The sequence below is a fragment of the Mesorhizobium sp. INR15 genome, from assembly GCF_015500075.1.
Classification (GTDB): domain Bacteria; phylum Pseudomonadota; class Alphaproteobacteria; order Rhizobiales; family Rhizobiaceae; genus Mesorhizobium.
In genome coordinates, this window is sequence record NZ_CP045496.1 from 2,148,270 (window position 1) to 2,168,012 (window position 19,743).

The following is a 19,743-nucleotide window of genomic DNA, read 5'->3' on the forward strand; positions in this document are numbered from 1 at the left end:
CGGGTTCTTCTCAACTCAACCGACCCACCATCCGGTGCGCTGGCCGCGATGAAACTGGATTGTCTTTTCCTCGGTGTAGTCTTCCACGGCGCGCTTCCCGAGCTCGCGTCCAAGACCGGACTGCTTGTAGCCTCCGAAAGGCAGCTCGGGATAACCTTCCATGAACGTGTTCACCCAAATGGTTCCCGAACGCACACTGCGAGCCACCGACATACAGGTGTCGATGCTGGCGCTCCACACACCCGCCGACAAACCATAAGGCGTGTTGTTGGCGATGCGCAACGCCTTTTCAATCGATTCAAAAGTCAGCACCGAGAGCACCGGCCCGAACACTTCCTCGCGGGCGATGGCCATGTCCTCGGTGACGCCGCGGATGATGGTCGGGTCGAGGTATTGGCCGGCATTCGAGGCCAGTTGGTTGCCGCCGCTGTAGACGCTGCTGCCTTCGTTCGCCGCCGCCGCGACATAGTCAGTTACCTTGGCCAGGTGGTCGGAGGAAATCATCGCGCCGACCTTGGTTCTGATATCGAGCGGATCGCCAACGGTTACCTTGGCGGTGAGCGCCTTGACGGCAGCGAGGAAATCGTCGGCGATGGCCTCATGCACGATCAGCCGGCTGCCGGCGTTGCAGCACTCGCCGGCGTTGAAGAAGCCACCGAACACCGCTGCATCGGCGGCGGCTTCGAGATCGGCGTCGGGGAAGATGATCTGGCCGTTCTTGCCGCCAAGCTCCATCGAGACTTTCTTCAGCGACTGCGCCGCCGAGGCCATGGTCATCTTGCCGACGCGGGTCGAGCCGGTGAACGACACCATCTCGACCAGGGGATGGCTGACCATCGGTGCGCCGACATCGGCGCCCAGACCGGCGAGGATGTTGACGACGCCGGCGGGCAGGCCGGCCTGCATCAGGATGTCACCGAGGACGAAGGTCGAGGCCGAGGTCATCTCGCTCGGTTTGACCACCGCCGTGCAGCCGGCGGCAAGCGCGAAGGGCAGTTTCTGGCTGACGATGAGGAAGGGGAAATTCCACGGCGTGATGATCGAGACGACACCGATCGGCTCGCGCAAAACCACGCCCAACATGGCGTCGCCGAGGTTGGCGTAGCTCTCGCCATGCAGCGTGCGGGCGAGTGAAGCGGCATAGCGCCAGATGTCGACGGCGCCGCCGATCTCGCCGCGCGCCTGGGCGATCGGCTTGCCGGATTCCAGCGCATCGAGCCGGGCGATGTCTTCCAGCCGCGCCTCGATGAGGTCGGCTGTCTTGAGCAGGATCGCCGCGCGTTCGGCTGCCTTCATGCGCGGCCACGGGCCGGTCTCGAATGCCTTGTGCGCTGCAGCGACCGCTGCTTCGACTTCAGCTTGCCCGGCCTGTGCGTAGTGCGAGACGGTGAAGCCATGGCCGGGGCTCTTGCGCTCCAGCGTGCGGCCGTCGCGGGCATCGACATGCTTGCCGTCGACCAGCAGCCGGTAAGTCTTTGGCGCAGCGGATGCCTCGGTGGGCATGGCGATCTTGAGGGGCAGGTTCATATGGCTTCAGCTCAGTTCTAGGATCTTGAAAATGCGGGTTTCTGTTTGGTCTTGAAGGCGCCGACGCCGGTCTTGAGATCGCCGGTCAGCGCAATGAAGCCGCTGGCCAGCGCCTCGGTCGCGGCGGCACTTTCCTCGCCTTCGGCCACCGCGATCATCAGCTTGGCGGCTTCCGTCGCCAGGGGGCCGCGCTCGGCCATCTTTTCGGCCCAGGCCTTGGCTTCGGCTGATGCTTTGCCGGTTTCGACGACCCGATCGACAACGCCCAGGGCCAGCGCCTCCGCCGCCTGGAGAACCTCGCCGCCCAGCGCCATGCGCCGCACGGTCTGCGCACCGAAACGGCGCACCGCGCGCTGCGTGCCGGACCAGCCGGGCACGACGCCGATCGAGGTCTCGGGGAAGCCCAATTTGACGTGCGTCTCGGCAACGCGAAAATCGCAGGCGACCGCCAGTTCCAGCCCGCCGCCCAGTGCGTGGCCGGACAGCACGGCGATGGTTGGCTGGCGCAACCGCGCCAGCCGGTCGAAGACGCGGTGGCCATAGCGCACCCATTGCACCTGAAAGTCGGCGGCGCTCATTTGCGCCCACGCCTCGACATCGCCGCCGGCGCAAAAGCCCTTGCCTTCGCCGGAGAGGAGCACGACGCGGACACCGTCCGCCGCCTCAGCCTCATCAAGTGTTGCCTCCAGCCCGCGCAGCATCGGAATGTCGAGCGCGTTGAATTTCTCCGGCCGGCGCAGCGTGATGATGCCAATGGCGCCATCCTGCTCGAAGGTGACGAGGCGGTCAGCCATGCGCGCCTCCGAGCGATGCGCCGCCATTCAGCGACAGCCCGATCGGCTGGTCGCGGTAGAGGGCGTCCGGCGTCGTCTTTAGGTCCTTGGCGATGCCGAGCGGAATTTCCGACTGCGCAAGCACATCGCGCTGCAGGTCGATGCCAGGTGCGAGTTCGGTGACGACCAATCCTTCCGGCGTCAGCTTCATCACGCAGCGCTCGGTGACGTAAGTGATGTCCTGCCCCTGCGCGACAGCGCGCTTGCCCGAGAAGGAGATGTGCTCGACCTCGGCGACGATTTTCTTGACCTTGCCCTCCTGGTCGATGCGGATGCCGCCATCGGCGAGTGAGAGCTTGGCCCCTGCATTGAAGAAGCCGGAGAAAACGATCTTCCTGGCGCGCGCGGTGATGTCGACGAAACCACCGGCGCCGGCGGTGACATGCGGCCGCGCCGAGAGTTTGGAGACGTTGACCGAGCCGTGACGGTCGATTTGCAGGAAAGACAGCAACGATGCGTCGAACCCGCCGGCCTGGAAATAGATGAACTGATGCGGCGAGGGCATGATCGCTTCGGCGTTCGAGGCACAGCCAAACTTGAAGTCGAGCAGCGGCACGCCGCCGACCGCACCTTGCTCGATCACCCAGGTGACCTTGCCGTGCTGGCCTTCCTCAAGAAGGATGCGCGGCACATTGGCTGAGATGCCGAAGCCGATGTTGACGGCCATGCCATCGCGAAGCTCCATCGCGACGCGGCGCGCGATCACTTTCTGGACGTTCATCTCGGCGTTGCGGAAGCTCGACAGCGGCCGGAAAATCTCGCCCGAGATCGCCGGGTCGTAAGGCGTCAGCGTTGTCTGCAACTGGTCGGGCGCGATCACGATGTGATCGACCAGCACGCCGGGGACGCGCACATCATGCGGCTTCAACGACCCGTTTTCGACGACACGCTTGACCTGCGCGATGACGACGCCGCCATTGTTGCGCGCCGCCAGCGCCTGTTCGAGGCCGCCGAGATAGGCGCCCTCATGCTCGTAGGTGAGGTTGCCGCGCTCGTCCGCCGTGGTGGCGCGGATGATCGAGACCTGCGGCACGATAGAGCGGAAATAAAGCCATTCCTCGCCATCGAACTGCTGCACCGAAACAATCGGCTCGCTGGCCGCGGCATTCATGGCGCAGCCCTGGTGACGCGGGTCGGCGAAAGTATCGAGGCCGACCTTGGTCAATACGCCCGGGCGCTTGGCGGCGGCCTCGCGGTGCATGTCGAACAGGATGCCGGATGGCACATTGTAGGCGGCGACCGAATTGTCGCCGATCATCTTCCAGATCAGCGGCGGCTCGGAGGATGACGGGCCTGAGGGGTAGGAGCCGCACAAGGTGCGCTTCAGCAGACCGGGCTTGGCCAGATGATCGATGCCCTTGATGCCATACATGTCGCCGGCGGCGATCGGGTGCAGCGTGGTGATGTTCTTCGGGTGGCCTTCCGCCTCGTAGCGCTCGCCGATGGCGGCCAGCACCGCATCCGGGCAACCAAGGCCGCTCGACGAGGATACCGACACGACCATGCCGTCCTTGATCAGGCCTGCTGCCTGCGCCGCGGAGACGACCTTGCTCAATTCATGCTCCCGAGTTTCGGGTCGATCTTGACGGCCTTGCCGGAGCTGGCCGATTGAAGTGCCGCCTCGGCTGATGTGAGCGACCAGATGCCGTCCTCGCCGGTGGCGGCGGGCTGGCCCTCTCCATGGATCGCAGCATGGAACTGGCGCAACGAGCGGGCATAGAGGTCCTCGCGGTCGAAGCTCAGCTCCTCCTCGCCCTTGGCGGTACGCAGCGTCACCGAACCGACCGGCTTCTGTGTCATCACATTGCGGGCAATCAGCGACCCCTCGGAGCCATGCACCTCGAAGCCGGTGTCGGCGAATCTGGTGGTGAAGCCCTCATGCGACTGGGCAATGACACCTGAGCCGAAGCGCCAGATACACATGGCGCCGTCTTCCAGCCCACTGCCGGCCATGCCGGCCGACTGCGTGAAGGCGGAAACCTCGAGGGGATCGTCGCCGAGCACGAAGCGCAGCGTGTCGGCGTCATGCACGGTGATGTCGAGCACCACACCACCGCCGGCCTCCGGCCTGGTGATGCGCCAGCCCTGCAGATTTTCCGGCAGATAGACAGCGTGGAAGACACGCGCTGCAATCGGCTTGCCGATGCGGCCGGCGGCAATGGCGTCGCGCATGGCGCGATGCGCGCCGGCATTGCGCAGATGATGATTGGTGCCGAGCACGATGCCGGCTGCCTTGGCGGCGGCGACCATCTTGCGCGCGTCGGCGCTGGTCAGTGCCAGCGGCTTTTCGCACAGCACATGTTTTCCTGCCTTGATGGCGGCCAGCGCCTGCTCAAGGTGCAATTCATTGGTGGTGGAGATGTAGACCGCGTCGATGTCGGCGCCCAGCAAGGCATCCACGGTAGAGACAGCCAAGGGGATGTTGTTTTCTCCGGCATAGGCCGTGGCGCGTTCCGGGCTGGAACTCATGACAGCCGCGACCTCGCCATCAGCCTGCGCCCGGATGGCGTTGATCATGAATTGCCTGGCGATCGTGCTGGCGCCGATCAGACCCCATCTGACGGTCATGCCGCATCTCCTATTCCTGCCCGGGGAGAGCGATCCGGGCCGCAGCTGTCCCTGACGACCAGGTTAACCGCGCCGATGTGATCCTCGGCGCGTGTCGTGCGCGATTGGATCATCTTCAGCATGACATGGGCGGCACGCTCGCCAAGGCCGGCCGTGTCCACCGAGACGCTGGTCAGCGCCGGCATATAATGCTCGGCCTCGACCACGTCGTCGAAACCGACGACGGCGAAATCCGCCCCGGGTTCCAACCCGCGCTTGCGCAGCGCCAGCATGACGCCAAAGGCGACCGCGTCATTGAAGCAGAGTGCGGCGGTCGGCGGCTCAGGCGTTGCAAGCGCGGCTTCCAGGCAAGCGATGCCGCCCCTGCGGCTGGTCTCGCCTTCGACGACCAGCGTGTCGCGGGCGGCAATGCCATGCGCTTCGCAGGCTTCGCGAAAACCACCCAGCCTTTCGTGATAGACCACCAGATCGGACGAGCCGCCGAAGAAGGCTAGCCGGCGATGCCCCTTGCCGATCAGATGCGCGGTTGCGAGGTAGGCGCCGCGATGATTGTCGGGCGCGATCACCGGGATGCGGCTTTCAGGCAGACGGCGCATGGCGAAGACGACCGGGAGCCCCGCCATCTCCAGCCGCCGGAAAGCGCCTGGCGTCGTGCCACGCGCCGGCGACACGATCAGGCCGGCCACGCCTTGCTCCATCAGCGACTTCAAGACCTCTTCCTGGCGCACCGGGTTCTCCGCCGTGTTGGCAATGAACGGCACGATGCCGGCCGACTGGAAGACGCGCTCCATGCCGACCGCCAGTTCGGCGAAGAAGGGGTTGGTGAGATCGTTGATCACCATGCCGATGACATTGGAATGTGCCTTGCGCAGATTGGCGGCGCCGCGGTTGTAGACATAGCCGACATCCTCGATCGCCTTGCGGACCTTGCTTGCCGTTTCAGGCCGGATCAGCCCGCTGCCCTGGAGCACGAGTGAGACAGTCGACTTCGACACGCCAGCCTCGCGGGCAATGTCGAGTATCGTTGCCTTGGCCCGGCTGGCCATCCAGATCTATCCTCCCATATTTTTTTGGTCGAATTATTGGAACGTTCTAATCACCGCGCTCACCGCGAGTCAATCAGGATTTTTTCTGAATCCGAAAAATTGACCATTCACCGCTGAATGTCTTTGCTGACAAGGCATCATGTGCTGCGGTGCAGCATTTCGTTGCGGCAGACCTTGAATCGTAAAGGTTCTTGATTTATTGGAACGTTCCATTTATAGGCGCGGCAAAGGGAGAGTTCGATGGACATTGCTTTGCCTGGTGAAGGTGGCCGCGGCAGCCGCTACGTGCTTGTCGGCCAGCCGGTGCAGCCGGTCGTGGGCGCGCGGTTTTCGCGCATCGCCTATGCCGCCGCCCATGTCGTTGCCGATCCGCTCGCCATGAGCAATCCGTGGTCGCGGCCTGTCGTCGACTGGGACAGGACCATGGCGTTCCGGCATCATCTCTGGCGGCTGGGGTTCCGCATCGCCGAGGCGATGGATACGTCCCAGCGCGGCATGGGTTTCGACTGGGCGAACGCGCGGGAATTGATCCGCCGCTCTATCGCAGAAGCAAAAACCGTCTCCGGCGCCGACCTTGCCTCGGGCGCCGGCACCGATCATCTGGCGCCGGCCGCTGCCAGGACGCTTGGTGACGTCATTGCCGCCTATGAGGAGCAGTTTGCCTTCGTCGAAGGCCTGGGCGGCAAGCCGATCATGATGGCCAGCCGCGTACTGGCTGCGGTGGCCAAGGGCCCGGACGATTATGCCCATGTCTATGACCGGATACTTGGCCAGGCTTCGGGCAAGGTCATCCTGCACTGGCTGGGCGACATGTTCGACCCGGCCCTGAAGGGCTATTGGGGCAGTGGCGATTTCGATACGGCGCTCGACACGGTGGTCGCCATCATCGAGCGTCATGCCGGCAAGGTGGAAGGGATCAAGATCTCATTGCTCGATGCCGGCAAGGAGATCGCGCTGCGCAACCGGCTGCCCGAGGGCGTCGTCATGTTCACAGGCGACGACTTCAACTATCCCGAGCTGATCGCCGGCGACGGCAAGAAACATTCGCATGCGCTGCTCGGCATTTTCGACGCCATCGCGCCGGTGGCCAACGCAGCCCTGGCGAAACTGGCCGACGGTGATCGCGCCGGCTATGACGCGCTGATGGCGCCGACCGTGCCGCTGTCGCGCAGGATTTTCGAGGCGCCGACCGAATATTACAAGGCCGGCATTGTCTTCATGGCGTGGCTGAATGGCCATCAGGATCATTTCTCGATGATTGGCGGCATGCAATCGGCGCGCGGCATCGTCCACTACGCCGATGTCTTCCGCCTTGCAGACGAGGCTGGACTGCTGGCCGATCCGGAGCTCGCGGTCGCCAGGATGAAAAGCCTCTGCTCTGTCGCCGGCGTGTAGCCACGAGGCAGGAGACCGCTTCCGGCCGCGGCCGCGGACTTGGCTTGTCTCATTTGCGTTGTCCGGACAAATCTGTTTTCGGTATCGCGGGGAATGCGGACTAGGGCAGCAATGACGGACAAAGAGTCGGGACCTGTGAGCGACGTTTTCGATCTCAGGGGCAAGCGCGTGTTCGTTGCCGGGCATCGCGGCATGGTCGGCTCGGCCATCGTGCGCAGGCTGGCTGTCGAGGATTGCGAGGTGCTGACCGCATCGCGCGATGAGCTCGATCTCCTTGACCAGGCCGGGGTGCGCCGCTGGATGGCCGATCGCCGGCCGGATGCCGTTGTGATGGCGGCGGCCAAGGTGGGTGGCATCCTGGCGAATGACCGGTTTCCGGTCGATTTTCTTAGCGAGAATCTCGTCGTCCAGACCAACATCATCGACAGCGCGTTTCGCAGCGAGGTGACGAAGCTCCTGTTCCTCGGCTCGTCCTGCATCTATCCGAAACTGGCGGCGCAGCCGATCTCGGAAGACGCCTTGCTGACCGGTCCACTCGAACCCACCAATGAATGGTATGCGATCGCCAAGATCGCGGGCCTGAAGCTGTGCCAGGCGTATCGTCGCCAATATGGCGTCGACTACATCTCGGCGATGCCGACCAATCTCTACGGCCCGGGCGATAATTTCGACCTGAATTCCAGCCACGTCGTGCCTGCATTGATGCGCAAGGCGTATGAGACAAAGCGTGCCGGCGGCAAGACCATGCAGGTCTGGGGGTCAGGCACGCCGATGCGGGAATTCCTGCATGTCGACGATGCCGCCGACGCGCTGGTCTATCTGTTGAAGGCCTATGCCGGCGACAGCCATGTCAATGTCGGCTCAGGCGAGGATATCACCATCGCCGAACTTGCCCGCGCCATTGTGTCCGTGGTCGGCGCGGAGGCCACGATCACCTTCGATCCGACAAAACCGGACGGCACGCCGCGCAAGCTGATGGATGTGTCGAGACTGTTCGCCACCGGGTGGCGGCCCCGATACTCGCTTCGAAGCGGATTGGAGCAGACCTTTTCGTGGTTTCTCCGGCATATTGAACAAGGCGATGTCCGCCTCTGAGAGGCTTCATCGTCGTCGCGCATCATAGTCGACAGACGTTCAAGATAGCATCGTCAGGACCCATTCGGCAGCCGGGACAACGGCTCGCGCACCCTTCCAAATTCACTGCGAAACATCATGCTTGCGGTCGTCGCGGCTTTAGCCCTGGCGGCGTGTCAGACGGCGCCCACGGTTTGCGACAAACCCGGTACGAAGATCACCTACAACGGAAAGTGTTGCGGCATCGATGATGCGCCTTGCCGCGAAGGCGGGAACAGCGACTAACAGCACACGCCGCCGGATCGGACTCCGACGCCACAATGATCCGATCCGCCGTCGCCCGTTACGGCCAAAGCCGGGGCGTGCGCATGACATCGCCGGCGCTTACGAAGTCGCCGGGGTGGTAGCGCGATAGGAAGTGTTTGGATGGTGGGCGTGACAGGGATTGAGCCTGTGACCCCTGCAATGTCAATGCAGTGCCTTGTCTGTTTTCATTCGCTAATATGCGCCAACAGACCAAGGACGAAGCAAAAACATCCGAAAGTATCTGTGCCGTTTCTGTGCCCGGCTGCAGGCTAGCCGCTGGGGTAGGGCGCCGAGCCTGTGGAATTATTCGTTCGTTTAACATATGGGGCCAATCTGGTTGTAGGCGACAAGTTCAATAGGTCGCCTGGCACCGAACCTTAATCCGTGCCACCCCGCCTAAAATGGCGACCGACGTTTTCATGTTTGCCTCGTCAGGCAAAGTATGCGTTGGTCGCCGATTGCATTCGTGGGCAATCAGTGTCGCTTCGCTTCAACCGATATCGTCGGGCCACTTCCGCGACCACGAAATCCAACGAAACCTTGTCAGCGATGCCCCGTTCGGCCGGATCGGCTTAGCAGTCGTGCAGCTCTTCCGTAGGCTCAAGCTCCAAGTCGGCGTCTCCGTCCATTCCGTCAAGAACGCCGATCATGTGCTCTATGGTAGCCTCCACCTTGCGCTCGCGTTTACTTGCTCGAAAAAAACTGGTGCTGGGACAATGAACCTATCGCTCCTCCGGGACAGTCCGAAGGCAAAGAGCGGGAAGTGGACAGGAGGTAATTCCGACTTTCTTGACGCGGAAAGCGGTGTTTTTCATATAAACATCGACAGCATTACGCTTTCAGGCGGCGGGACTTTGTTTTCCTACAATGACGACGGCGCCGACCAACAAGAGGGCTTTGGGTTGAGGGCCGGTGGCGACAAAGCCACTCGCTTTGAATGGCAGATCGGTTGATTAGGCCATCCTCGAGGGTGTCAATTCGGCTGATGTTCCGAGGCTGAATTGTTGAAGGCGATGGCCTCATCCACCGAGAAGAAGGTCGGGCAAAAACGGAGCCATCGGGCTTTAGAAGAACTGCCAGAAAGGGCAAACCGTGCAGAGGCGGTGGATAGATTACATAGGCCGGACCAAGCTGTTTTTTGATCCTGCCCTTCACTCTGGTAACCCTGGGTCATAGTGGACGATGGCGTCGATGACCGCTTCATAGACGCTGCCGGTGTCTTCCCCGAGTTCCTCAACTCTAATCCCGCGCAAACTGGCGGACGGCGAACGCTGGTTGTGACTTGTTGGCTAGACTTCTTACTTGCGATAGAGCAGGTTGCGCTAGGGATTTTGGGGTGTCATATGCGAATTTCTAAGCGTGTTCTTGCACTGGTTTCTTTGTGCGTAGGTCTTTCCGGCCAAGCTCTTGCTGCCGAAACAACAACTTACGACTGGAGCGGCGCGTATATCGGCGTGCAAGGCGGCAAAGCCTGGAGTAATCCCCAGTGGGAAGGGCCCCCTCCTGCCCAAGACGCTGTATTCAGCAGCATAGATGGAGATGGGCCACTTGGCGGGTTGTATGGTGGATACAATTTTCAAGCCGGTGGGTGGGTGTTTGGCCTAGAGAGCGAATTCCTGTTCGCTGACATCGACAAGTCTGGTCATCGACTTGCAAACTGCGAAGAGGGCATGGCGTTCTGCGCGAGCAAGATCAAGTGGATGGGGGACGTGTCTGCGAGAGCGGGCTTCGCTCTGGACAGATCCTTGCTCTACGCGACCGGTGGCGTGGCCTTTGTGGGCATGGACAACTATATAGGTGGTCAGGAGAATGGACCTGAACCGGGCGTCCTTTACACCAAAGGCTCGGATAATCGGATCGGCTGGACGATCGGCGGTGGTCTGGAATATGCATTTTTCAAGCACATTACCGGCAGGGTCGAATACAGCTATTATGATTTCGGCACCGCATCCAAACCGATGACCTACGTGAAACAGCCGGACGCCCAAATTGCTGGTTTCGAGCGCAAATTGACGGCACAGTCCATTAAGTTTGGTCTCAGTTACAAGTTCTGAAGACGCGATTGGCGGCAGCGGCGATCAGGGCGCCAAGTCAAGACAAGGCCTGGCTTGGGTTGATATCTCCACAAATAGGTGGAAACAAGCATTCTGACCTTGGGACCATTGGGCTGGGGGGCCTTAAAAATGAAATCCATTCTACTCGCCACAGTGGCGATTGCCGCTCTGTCTGGCAGCGCTTTTGCCGATGACCCCGTCCAGTTGCCGGTCGCTTCAACTTATAATTGGTCGGGCGCCTATGTCGGCCTTCAAGCAGGGTACTCGTGGGGAGTTTCGCCGGCGACGTTCGACAACCCTTCTTACCATCCTTTTACCGATCCAGACCCGTCCGGCTATGTCGGCGGTGTCTACGGCGGCTTCAACTATCAGCTTCAAAATCGCCTGGTTGTCGGTGTCGAAGCTGACGTCAATTACTCTGACGCCCACGGATCCGATAGCATCCGATTCAATGGAGGAATTGACAGTCTAGAACAATGGAAGTCCGACATTGATTGGACAGCGGCTTTGCGCGGACGAATTGGATATGCGCTTGACCGGACCCTGCTCTACGCGGCAGGCGGCGTCGCATTTTCTGGTCTAAACACCAGCGTTGAGGATAGCGGCAATCCTCGTGGGAACGCTTCTGAGACAAGAATAGGCTGGACTGTCGGCATCGGCGCGGAGCACGCGTTCACTGACAAACTCGTGGCACGTGTCGAATATCGCTATGCCGATTTCGGCACGACGCACTTTGCGTTTGGCTGGATCCCCGGTACTGTCCCCAGCGATGTGAGTTTCAAAACCCACGACATCCGCATCGGCATCGCGTACAAATTCTGAACAATCCCATTTGTTGTTGCGAGAATGCTCAGCGTGTAGCGAATTCCGGCTTACGTGACTCTGCCCGGTCAAGCTGGCGCTTCATATCCGCTTTGAACGCCTCGAACTCGGTACGCGGCACAAGGCTTGAGCGGATATCGGCCGCGGTTTTCCATCCGATTGCGATCCTCGATACCGCGCTGTGCGCGCCAGTCCATTTCCTGCCGGGTGACTGTGTTTGCAGCCAGGGTTTGGATCGCCTTCGTTGTTTCGCTGGTGAGGCTCTGGATCAGGCGCCCAGTCTCGATATCCTGCGCCTTCAGATCGTTCGTGCTTTCACGAATCGGCCAGTAGACCAGCCCGCCAAGCACCCACCACCACTGACACCGTCACCCCAAGCGCCTGCCATTGAGGGCGGCTGCGCTCGGATATCGACGTGCCGAGGGCGGCGATGGAATTTCGTGTCTCATTCGTGAACGACGAGAACGACTGTTCGATTTGCCTGAAACCCGAGCGCATCTCGGCCTCGAGGTCCGTCTGCCGGCGGCCGAGATTGGTGACCCGCTCGCCGAGCTGCGCCTGAATCGGATCTTGGTAGTGTCGCTGTTCTTCGGCCATGTCATCCGCCAGGGCGGGCACCACTTAAGCGATATCCTGGCAGGGATGGCGGTGGCCTGCGGCGTGATATTGGTCATGAGAGCTCTCGCCGGCCAGCAAATTGTCCTCTTGCATCAACCTGACGCATTGAAGCCAGGCGGATGGCCTGACTGAAGGTGCCACGGCATTGAAGGCCCCTTAAAGGGTCATTCAGCGCGCACATTTTTGGTGCCAAGTGAAGTTGCGCGGAAGTGCCAAACGATTTTGCGCGCTACGACGTGACATCGCCGGCGCTTGCGAAGTCGCCGGGGTGGTGGCGCGATAGGAAGTGTTTGGATGGTGGGCGTGACAGGGATTGAACCTGTGACCCCTGCAATGTCAATGCAGTGCTCTCCCGCTGAGCTACACGCCCATCCGAAGCCGCGCATACACCATTTTTGGTACGGCGCGTCAATAGCAGGAAAAAGGAAAGAAGGCTCCGTTTTGCCGCACCGGCAAACAGTCGCCGGCGCCCTGCCTAAAATGCCTCAGGCTGCGTGCAACATCTTCTCGACCTCGTTGACGAGATCGCGCAGATGGAATGGCTTTGACAGAACCTTGGCGTCTTTCGGCGCCTTGGAATCCGGGTTCAATGCAACGGCGGCGAAGCCGGTGATGAACATGACCTTGAGGTCGGGGTCGATCTCGGTGGCGCGGCGAGCGAGCTCGATGCCGTCCATCTCAGGCATGACGATGTCGGTCAACAGCAGCGAGAAGGGCTCTTCGCGCAGCCGCTCATATGCGCTGGCGCCATTGTCGAAGTCGCTGACCTGGTAGCCGGCGCGCTCCAGCGCCTTGACGAGGAAGCGGCGCATATCGTCGTCGTCTTCCGCCAGAAGAATGCGTGCCATCATATCCCGTCCGAATCACCCGCCCGAGACTGCCGTGGGGCCAGCCCGTTAACCATCCTGTATATGAGGAGGTGACGGTAAACATCAAGTGAACGTGGCGAAGCATTATCCGCATTTGGATAGGCGATGCCGGTGCCGAAATGCTGGACATGCGGCCGCCAAGGTGGCACTTTCACCCCATGATGCACTGGTGTTTTTGGGTTCGTTCAAATTGACGACGGCAGCCGAGGATTTTTCGGTCGTTCCACCCTTCGAAATCCGTTCGGGCGTCGAGCAACGCGTTCCCTTCCTCTTCAACTCGCCACATAGCGGCCGCTACTATCCGCAACGCTTCCTGGCCATGGCCAGGCTGGACAGCAACGCTATCCGCCGCTCCGAGGATTGCTATGTCGACGAGTTGTTCGGCGGCGCGGTTGCGCTCGGCGCGCCGATGCTTTCGGCGAACTTTCCGCGCGCCTATCTCGACGTCAACCGTGAGCCGTGGGAACTTGACCCGCGCATGTTCGCCGAGCCTGTGCCATCCTTCTGCAACATCCGCTCGGCGCGGGTCGCCGGCGGGCTCGGCACCGTGCCCAAGCTGGTGGGCGAGGGCCTCGACATCTATGCCGGCCGCTTGCCGCTGGCGGAGGCGGTGGCCCGCATCGAAGCCGTCTACAAGCCCTATCACGAGACGCTGAAGCGGCTTTTGACCAGAACCCATGCGCGGTTCGGCTATGCAGTACTGATCGATTGCCATTCGATGCCGGCCAGCATCCGGGTCGGCGACAGCGGCCTGCGGCCCGATTTCATCGTCGGCGACCGCTTCGGCATCTCGGCTTCGCCCGCCTTGACCGAGACGGCGATCGGCCTGCTTTCCGCCATGGGTTACACCGTGGCCCATAACAAACCTTATGCCGGCGGTTTCATCACCGAGCACTATGGCCGGCCGGCGCGGCATCTCCACGCGCTGCAGATCGAGGTCAATCGCGGGCTCTACATGAACGAGCGGACTTTCCAGAAGGCCGCCGGCTTCGATGCGCTGGCCGACGATCTGACGCGCTTCTCGGCGAATCTGATGTCGATGCCCGATCATCACTTTGTCGACCTGCCGCTGGCAGCTGAGTGACGGTTTGCAGGCTCTTGGGCACAAGCAAATGCAGGGGAAACGGCGCGAACGCGGAACGGGCAAAGCAAGCGGGGAACGTGTGCCGCATGCCGGCGTAAAAAAAAGACCGCATCGTTTGCACGATACGGTCGAAGTCTAGGGAGGAAACGCCCAAGGAGGGCATGGACAGGAAACCCTGTCCGACGATGAGCCTATTGTGCGCTGCACAAATGTCAAGCGATCGACAGGCCTTTTTAATTCACTCTGATGTGGAAATTGCATTTCAATGACGGTTGCGTGACATTCGGGCAACAGTTGTTCGCGAGAAAAAATCGTTCCACACCCTTGTTTTGAGGGGAAACACCCGGCAAACGACCGTCCGGGCATGCTGCAATGCGGGAGAATCACTTGGACATCAGCATCGACTTCATGCGTCGGATCGCACAGGCGGCCGCGGCCGAGACCTTGCCGCGCTTCCGCGCCCAGGGCGCGGTCGCCAACAAGGAAAAAGGCAGCTTCGATCCGGTAACCGAGGCCGATCGCGAGGCTGAAAGGGCGATCCGCGCGCTAATCGGTGCCGAGTATCCCGATCACGGCATCCTGGGCGAAGAGCATGGCAGCGAGAACATCTCCAGCCGGCACGTCTGGGTCATCGACCCGATCGACGGTACACGCGCCTTTATCTCCGGCCTGCCGGTGTGGGGAACGCTGGTCGGATTGACGGTCGATGGCGATGCTGTCGCCGGCATGATGTCGCAGCCGTTCACCGGCGAGCTTTTCTATGCCAACGCCTCCGGGTCGCATTACGAGGGGCCAGGCGGGCCCAGAAAGCTGACGACCCGCAAGACGACCAAGCTCTCCGAGGCGACGCTGTTCACGACCACGCCGGCGCTGTTCAAGGGCGAGGCGCGCAAACGCTTCGATGAATTCGAGAATCAGGTGCAACTCGTGCGCTACGGCGCCGATTGCTATGCTTTCTCCATGGTTGCCTCAGGCAGTGTCGACATCGTTGCCGACCCAGGCCTGAAACCCTACGACATCGTGGCGCTGATCCCGATCATCGAGAAGGCCGGCGGCATTGTCACGACTTTCGACGGCGGGCCGGCGGAAAAGGGCGGCGATGTGCTGGCAGCGGCAACCCCTGAGCTTCATGCGGCTGCGATGGCCGCGTTGCGCGGCTGAAATCGCCTGGGTTCAACGTGGTTTTATCGAGCGCTGAAATTCCGCCGGCGTGCGACCGTAGACCTGCTTGAACGCAGCGCTGAAATGGCTGTGGCTGGAAAAGCCGAGATCCATGCCCAGCGCGGTCAAATTGTCGTAGCGGCCAAGCAGGTCCAGCGCACGCGCCAGCCGCAAGCGCAGGTGATAGCGATAGAGCGGCATGGCTTCGACCTGTTGAAAGACCTGGGTGAGGTAGACGGGCGAAACGCCGACCTCGGCGGCGATTTCAGCCAGTGTCCAGCGCCGCGACAGGTCGGATGAGAGCACCAGCTTGGCGCGGTCCACCAGCTTCTGCCGGCCGGGGCTGGCGCCGGCGACATGCGAGGTGCGCTCGCCGAGAGACCTCCGCACCAGCGTCAGCACCAGGGTTTCCGCTTCCAGCGTCTCGGCGATGTCGCGGCTCAGGCTGTGGCGGAGCAACGCCACCAGAGCCTGCGCTCGCGGGTCTATGCGGCGGCGCTGGCGGCGAAATGCCAGGAGGCCGCCACCGCGCAACTGTTCCTTTGGCGCCAGTTCCCGCAACTGCGCCTCTTCGACAACGATATCGAGACAGGCATCGCCACCCTCGACGGGGTGGCTGATCTGATAGGCTTCCGCCTCGTTGAAGAACAGCAGCTGGTTGGCCTCCGCAACGGCGTCGTTGCGCCCGACATGACGCACGAAGACGCCGCGATGGGGAAACACCAGATGCGTGGCCGAAGTGCATTCTTCCACGCTTTTGTGCCGGCATTCACCGCTGCAGACGACATCCCTGACCCTGACGATGCCTGTTTCCAGGAGCGGTTGGACGGTGAATTGCGACATGGCGGCTGCGTGCTCTCCCTTGCGCCGAAATCTGGTTCCGGCATTGTCCGGGACCTTACCCAATCGGCCTGCCCATTCCTGCCAGGAGATTTCTGACCAGGCCGCTGCTCAATCCCACAACCGCCGCACGGATTCCGAATAGGCTTCGCCGCGTGACAGGCCGATGTCCTTGAGCTGTTCGTCGCTCATTTCGAGCAAAGCGCGCCGGCTCCGCCGCCTCTCCAACTGGAGGCTGATCCAGCTTGCCATCGCAACGATCGCAGCCCGCGGGAGCCGTTTGATATTCGGTGAGGCCTGGATCGCCGGGGTGTCTGCCCGGATGGGGCTGGCCAGGCGTGGGGTGGCTGCATGATGGTGGTGCATCACTCAGTCCTCACTGGGGCTGGTTGCAGAGGCGCCGGCTTCGTTCAGCGCCTGCGCGCATTCCTCGCAGCAGACTTCGACGGTCTTGCCGCCGACCTTGACGCGGATCGGGTTGGCGTCCAGCTGGCAATCGCAGGCGGCGCAGGTTTTCTCGGTCATGATCTCATCTCCATGGCGTTCAGTTCGACACAGGCAGATGAGCGATTTCGAGCGGTTCGGGCTGTCGGATTCTTTAGCGGTTTTGGGTGCGGTTGGCGCCGTCGATCCGTCCTCCTGACAACGGGGTGTCAGCAGTCGGCCTGGATGTAGGCCGCCGTTGCCAGTCAGGCCGTAGGATCGTCGGTGCCGGGAATGAATTCATCGAAGGCGGCGAGGAATTGCTCGCGGTAGATGTCGGCTTCCTGCAGAATTTCGTGGCGCGAGCCGTCAATCATCAGCAGCGAGCCGAGGCGTAGATGCCTGGCGTAGGCCTCGACCGCCTTGGTCGAGACGACCCGGTCGGCGCCGGCGGCGACAATCAGTAGCGGAACCTGAATCCTGGCCATGAAATCCGGATCGCTGACGGCTTCGGAAGCTTTCGCCGCTGCCTGCAGCCAGCGGATCGTCGGGCCGCCAAGCGCCATCCGCGGATAGGTTTTATAGATCTGCGTGTTGCGCTCAAAGCGCACAGGATCCGACGTCACCTTGTTGGTAGCGAAAGGGGCCGGCTGCTTCGGCCGCGGCCCCCAGGCGGCATAAAGCCGGCCGAGGCCCAGCAGACAGAGAAAGGAACAGACGCGGCGAACGGTCGATATGGACACCGGCAGATCAGGCAAGGTCAGGAACGGCGCGATCAGCACCATGCGCCGTACCCGGTTCACCATCGAGGGCGCCGCCAGCAACGTGATCACCGCTCCGGCTGAATGCGCCAGGATGTAATATGGCCCCCGGCAATCAGGCAGCACGATCTCCTCGAAGAATTGCTCGAGGTCGCTGGTGTAGTCGCGGAACGAGCGGACATAGCCGCGCTGGCGGTCGCGGATCAGCCGGTCGGAATCGCCCTGGCCGCGCCAGTCCAGCGTGGCGACGCCGAGACCCCGATCGGCGAGGTTGCGGATGGTTTCGAAATATTTCTCGATGCACTCGTTGCGTCCGGTCAAAAGGACGACCGTACCCTTCATCGGCCGGGCAACCGCTGCGAACAGGCCGTAGCGGATCTTCTTGCCGTCTCGCGTGGTGAAGAAACCGCCAGTGGCGTTCTCCGGTCGCGGATTGCCTGGAATGTCGTGGAAGAGGTCCGTCATTCGGCGCTTCGTCTTGGTGTGCGTCAGACACAGGTTTGGCCACGGTGATAGACGCCAACGCGGCAAAAGCAAAGGAATTCCAGGCAGATTGACGATGACCGCCTGACACGGGGAAGGCCGGAAGCCGCGTCATGCGTGCTTCCGGCCTCTGTCGATCCGGGAGGAAGGGACGTTACACCCCGGTCGGCCTCGTCGCGGTGCCTGATGTCTGTCTTTCGGCGCCGCATATCCTGATGTTGAGGACACTGTAGCGCCGCCTGTCTGAACGCGTGCCGAAGCGCCGGTTCATCTGCCGTTCATCGAAATGAGGCTGGACGGCTTTTGCCGGGAAGCAAAATCTTGAAATGCCTTCGCCCGCTCCCCAAATGTCGAATGCGGTCGCCAATGTCGGGGCCGCTGGTCTATCCGAAACGCCGCTCACGGGTTTCGCACCGGCCATACGCAAACCTTGTTGCTCAGCAGGAGAACACCCTATGCGTCACGTTGATTTTTCCCCGCTTTACCGTTCGACCGTCGGCTTCGACCGTCTTTTCACGATGCTCGATTCGCTTGCGCAGCCTGATGGCGCGCAGACCTATCCGCCCTACAATATCGAGCGGACCGGTGAGGATTCCTATCGCATCTCGATGGCTGTCGCCGGCTTCTCGGACGAGGAAATCTCGATCGAAGCCCATCGCAACGTGCTGACCGTTAAAGGCGAGCGCAAGGACGAGGGCACCGGCGAAGGTTCCGAACTGCTCTATCGCGGCATTGCCTCGCGCGCGTTCGAACGTCGTTTCCAGCTTGCCGATCATGTCGACGTCGTCGGCGCTTCCTTGAAGAATGGCCTGCTGTTCGTCGACCTCAAGCGCAACATTCCCGAGGAGCTGAAGCCGCGCAAGATCGCCATTACGGCGTCTTCGGCCAAGGCCAAGCAGATCGAGGCCAAGACCTCCAACTGACCCCATAGCCTCCCAAGGCAAAGGCGGTGCCGAAAGGCGCCGCCTTTTTATTGCCCGGCTCCGGCCGCCAACACCGCCGCGACGTTTTCCCGATGAACGGGTTCGTATGGGGCGAAATAGTCGACCGCGCCCGAGGCAAAGATGCTGGCGCCGAAGGTTTTCAGATCCTGCCTTGCCAGATCTGGCTCGTCCCGGCAGGCAAGCAGCTTGCTGACATAGGCTTGCGTGGCGGTGATAAAGCCCTTGTCGTAGCCGCCTGCTTCTATTGCCTGCAATGAACCGTGGTTGGGCAAGATGCGGTCTATGGGCCAGCCTGCCATGCGTTCGAGATCTTTCAGATGCTCAACCAGCCGTGCCGGCTCGGCGACATAGGTGATCGGGTCCTCCAGCGTGTCGCCCGCCAGCAAGAGGCCGGTGTCGGGCATGAACAGCACCGTGCCGTCATGGCTGTGGATCTCGACCTGACGAAGCTCGACGGCGATCGACCCGACCATCAGGCCGAGGCTGCCATCGAAGGTGCTGTTGGGCAGCACCAGCGGCCTGATTGGCGGATTGCCGCTTTCTATCGCGACCCGGTTTTGTGCGAGCGCGGACGCGGTCAGGCCATTGGCGATGATCTCGCAATCCTGGAAGACCTCGTTGCCGGCAATATGATCGTCGTGCCAGTGGCTGAGCACGACGCGGATCGAGGTTACGCCCATGGCCTCCAGCGTCCGCCTGACAATGCGGGCGTGCGGCAGCGAAACATGGGTGTCGTAGACAAGCGCCTGCGGCCCATCGACGATCGCATAGGTGCAGATCCCGAGCGTGTAGGCGCCGTCGTCGAGCCAGTTGGGCTCGTCCGACCAGGCGCGGACACCCTCGATGCGGCCATCATAGAAACCGACGACATTCGGCGCCGGATGCACGATCCGCATGGTTGAACCGAGAGGCGGTTTCGTCATTTTGGCTTTCTC

The 19,743-nt window shown here is 61.7% G+C and carries 21 protein-coding genes and 1 tRNA gene; 8 read left to right on the top strand and 14 right to left on the bottom strand.

Annotated features, from left to right (window positions below; all coding sequences use genetic code 11):
• Window positions 1–15: 15 nt before the first annotated feature.
• From GA829_RS10460 to GA829_RS10480, 5 genes are read right to left on the bottom strand one after another with little or no spacing between them, the layout of a single operon-like run.
• Entirely contained in the window at window positions 16–1,527 is a 1,512-nt protein-coding gene (locus GA829_RS10460; protein ID WP_195178420.1) for an aldehyde dehydrogenase family protein, read from the bottom strand.
• Between the two features lie 17 nt (window positions 1,528–1,544).
• On the bottom strand, window positions 1,545–2,321 hold the full coding sequence (locus tag GA829_RS10465; protein WP_195178421.1) for an enoyl-CoA hydratase/isomerase family protein: 777 nt from the start codon (window positions 2,319–2,321) through the stop codon (window positions 1,545–1,547).
• Window positions 2,314–3,864 (bottom strand): acyl CoA:acetate/3-ketoacid CoA transferase, encoded by a 1,551-nt coding sequence (locus GA829_RS10470; protein ID WP_374940417.1) that lies wholly within the window; start codon window positions 3,862–3,864, stop codon window positions 2,314–2,316. The genes GA829_RS10465 and GA829_RS10470 overlap by 8 nt, the downstream gene beginning before the upstream one ends.
• Window positions 3,865–3,911: 47 nt before the next feature.
• Window positions 3,912–4,928: a Gfo/Idh/MocA family protein gene (locus GA829_RS10475; RefSeq protein ID WP_195178423.1), complete on the bottom strand. Its 1,017-nt coding sequence runs from the start codon at window positions 4,926–4,928 to the stop codon at window positions 3,912–3,914.
• Window positions 4,925–5,974 (bottom strand): LacI family DNA-binding transcriptional regulator, encoded by a 1,050-nt coding sequence (locus GA829_RS10480; RefSeq protein WP_195178424.1) that lies wholly within the window; start codon window positions 5,972–5,974, stop codon window positions 4,925–4,927. The genes GA829_RS10475 and GA829_RS10480 overlap by 4 nt, the downstream gene beginning before the upstream one ends.
• Window positions 5,975–6,214: 240 nt before the next feature.
• Between GA829_RS10480 and GA829_RS10485 the strand changes: the two genes are divergently transcribed.
• The 5 genes from GA829_RS10485 to GA829_RS10505 all read left to right on the top strand — a co-directional run bounded on the left by GA829_RS10485 (window position 6,215) and on the right by GA829_RS10505 (window position 11,625).
• The gene (locus GA829_RS10485; RefSeq protein WP_195178425.1) at window positions 6,215–7,369 is read left to right on the top strand and encodes a dihydrodipicolinate synthase family protein; all 1,155 of its coding nucleotides are present in this window, start codon (window positions 6,215–6,217) and stop codon (window positions 7,367–7,369) included.
• Window positions 7,370–7,561: 192 nt separating this feature from the next.
• A complete protein-coding gene (locus GA829_RS10490; protein ID WP_374940418.1) occupies window positions 7,562–8,464 on the top strand; it encodes a GDP-L-fucose synthase family protein in 903 nt (300 codons plus the stop codon).
• A gap of 686 nt (window positions 8,465–9,150) precedes the next feature.
• On the top strand, window positions 9,151–9,702 hold the full coding sequence (locus GA829_RS10495; protein ID WP_195178427.1) for a hypothetical protein: 552 nt from the start codon (window positions 9,151–9,153) through the stop codon (window positions 9,700–9,702).
• Between the two features lie 222 nt (window positions 9,703–9,924).
• Window positions 9,925–10,803, top strand: coding sequence for an outer membrane protein (locus GA829_RS10500; protein WP_195178428.1), 879 nt, complete (start codon window positions 9,925–9,927; stop codon window positions 10,801–10,803).
• A 129-nt stretch (window positions 10,804–10,932) separates the two neighbouring features.
• On the top strand, window positions 10,933–11,625 hold the full coding sequence (locus GA829_RS10505; RefSeq protein WP_195178429.1) for an outer membrane protein: 693 nt from the start codon (window positions 10,933–10,935) through the stop codon (window positions 11,623–11,625).
• A 68-nt stretch (window positions 11,626–11,693) separates the two neighbouring features.
• Here GA829_RS10505 and GA829_RS36465 read toward each other — a convergent pair whose 3' ends face one another.
• The 4 genes from GA829_RS36465 to cpdR all read right to left on the bottom strand — a co-directional run bounded on the left by GA829_RS36465 (window position 11,694) and on the right by cpdR (window position 13,091).
• Window positions 11,694–11,975, bottom strand: a complete 282-nt coding sequence (locus GA829_RS36465) for a hypothetical protein (RefSeq protein WP_210337744.1) — start codon at window positions 11,973–11,975, stop codon at window positions 11,694–11,696.
• A complete protein-coding gene (locus GA829_RS10510; protein ID WP_195178430.1) occupies window positions 11,941–12,222 on the bottom strand; it encodes a hypothetical protein in 282 nt (93 codons plus the stop codon). The genes GA829_RS36465 and GA829_RS10510 overlap by 35 nt, the downstream gene beginning before the upstream one ends.
• A gap of 316 nt (window positions 12,223–12,538) precedes the next feature.
• Window positions 12,539–12,613, bottom strand: a tRNA-Val gene (locus GA829_RS10515).
• Window positions 12,614–12,728: 115 nt separating this feature from the next.
• Complete coding sequence (cpdR, locus tag GA829_RS10520; protein WP_010911372.1) at window positions 12,729–13,091, bottom strand: cell cycle two-component system response regulator CpdR; 363 nt, start codon at window positions 13,089–13,091, stop codon at window positions 12,729–12,731.
• Between the two features lie 163 nt (window positions 13,092–13,254).
• On the opposite strand from cpdR, the gene GA829_RS10525 reads away from it, so the two are divergent.
• Both GA829_RS10525 and hisN read left to right on the top strand, forming a co-directional pair.
• Window positions 13,255–14,196: an N-formylglutamate amidohydrolase gene (locus GA829_RS10525; protein WP_195178431.1), complete on the top strand. Its 942-nt coding sequence runs from the start codon at window positions 13,255–13,257 to the stop codon at window positions 14,194–14,196.
• A gap of 387 nt (window positions 14,197–14,583) precedes the next feature.
• A complete protein-coding gene (hisN, locus tag GA829_RS10530; protein WP_195178432.1) occupies window positions 14,584–15,357 on the top strand; it encodes a histidinol-phosphatase in 774 nt (257 codons plus the stop codon).
• A gap of 12 nt (window positions 15,358–15,369) precedes the next feature.
• Here hisN and GA829_RS10535 read toward each other — a convergent pair whose 3' ends face one another.
• The 4 genes from GA829_RS10535 to GA829_RS10550 form a co-directional block, all read right to left on the bottom strand.
• Window positions 15,370–16,200 (bottom strand): helix-turn-helix transcriptional regulator, encoded by an 831-nt coding sequence (locus tag GA829_RS10535; RefSeq protein ID WP_195178433.1) that lies wholly within the window; start codon window positions 16,198–16,200, stop codon window positions 15,370–15,372.
• Between the two features lie 108 nt (window positions 16,201–16,308).
• Complete coding sequence (locus GA829_RS37290) at window positions 16,309–16,449, bottom strand: DUF1127 domain-containing protein (RefSeq protein ID WP_308462332.1); 141 nt, start codon at window positions 16,447–16,449, stop codon at window positions 16,309–16,311.
• Between the two features lie 117 nt (window positions 16,450–16,566).
• Entirely contained in the window at window positions 16,567–16,722 is a 156-nt protein-coding gene (locus GA829_RS10545) for a hypothetical protein (protein ID WP_195178434.1), read from the bottom strand.
• 164 nt (window positions 16,723–16,886) lie between these two features.
• Window positions 16,887–17,846, bottom strand: coding sequence for an alpha/beta fold hydrolase (locus GA829_RS10550; RefSeq protein ID WP_195178435.1), 960 nt, complete (start codon window positions 17,844–17,846; stop codon window positions 16,887–16,889).
• Window positions 17,847–18,319: 473 nt separating this feature from the next.
• Here GA829_RS10550 and GA829_RS10555 point away from each other — a divergent pair, with 473 nt between their 5' ends.
• A complete protein-coding gene (locus tag GA829_RS10555; protein WP_195178436.1) occupies window positions 18,320–18,787 on the top strand; it encodes an Hsp20 family protein in 468 nt (155 codons plus the stop codon).
• A 47-nt stretch (window positions 18,788–18,834) separates the two neighbouring features.
• Here the strand turns inward: GA829_RS10555 and GA829_RS10560 are convergent, their stop codons facing one another.
• Window positions 18,835–19,731 carry an MBL fold metallo-hydrolase gene (locus GA829_RS10560; protein ID WP_195178437.1) on the bottom strand — a complete coding sequence of 299 codons (897 nt, stop codon included), beginning with the start codon at window positions 19,729–19,731 and terminating at the stop codon, window positions 18,835–18,837.
• Window positions 19,732–19,743: the final 12 nt, after the last annotated feature.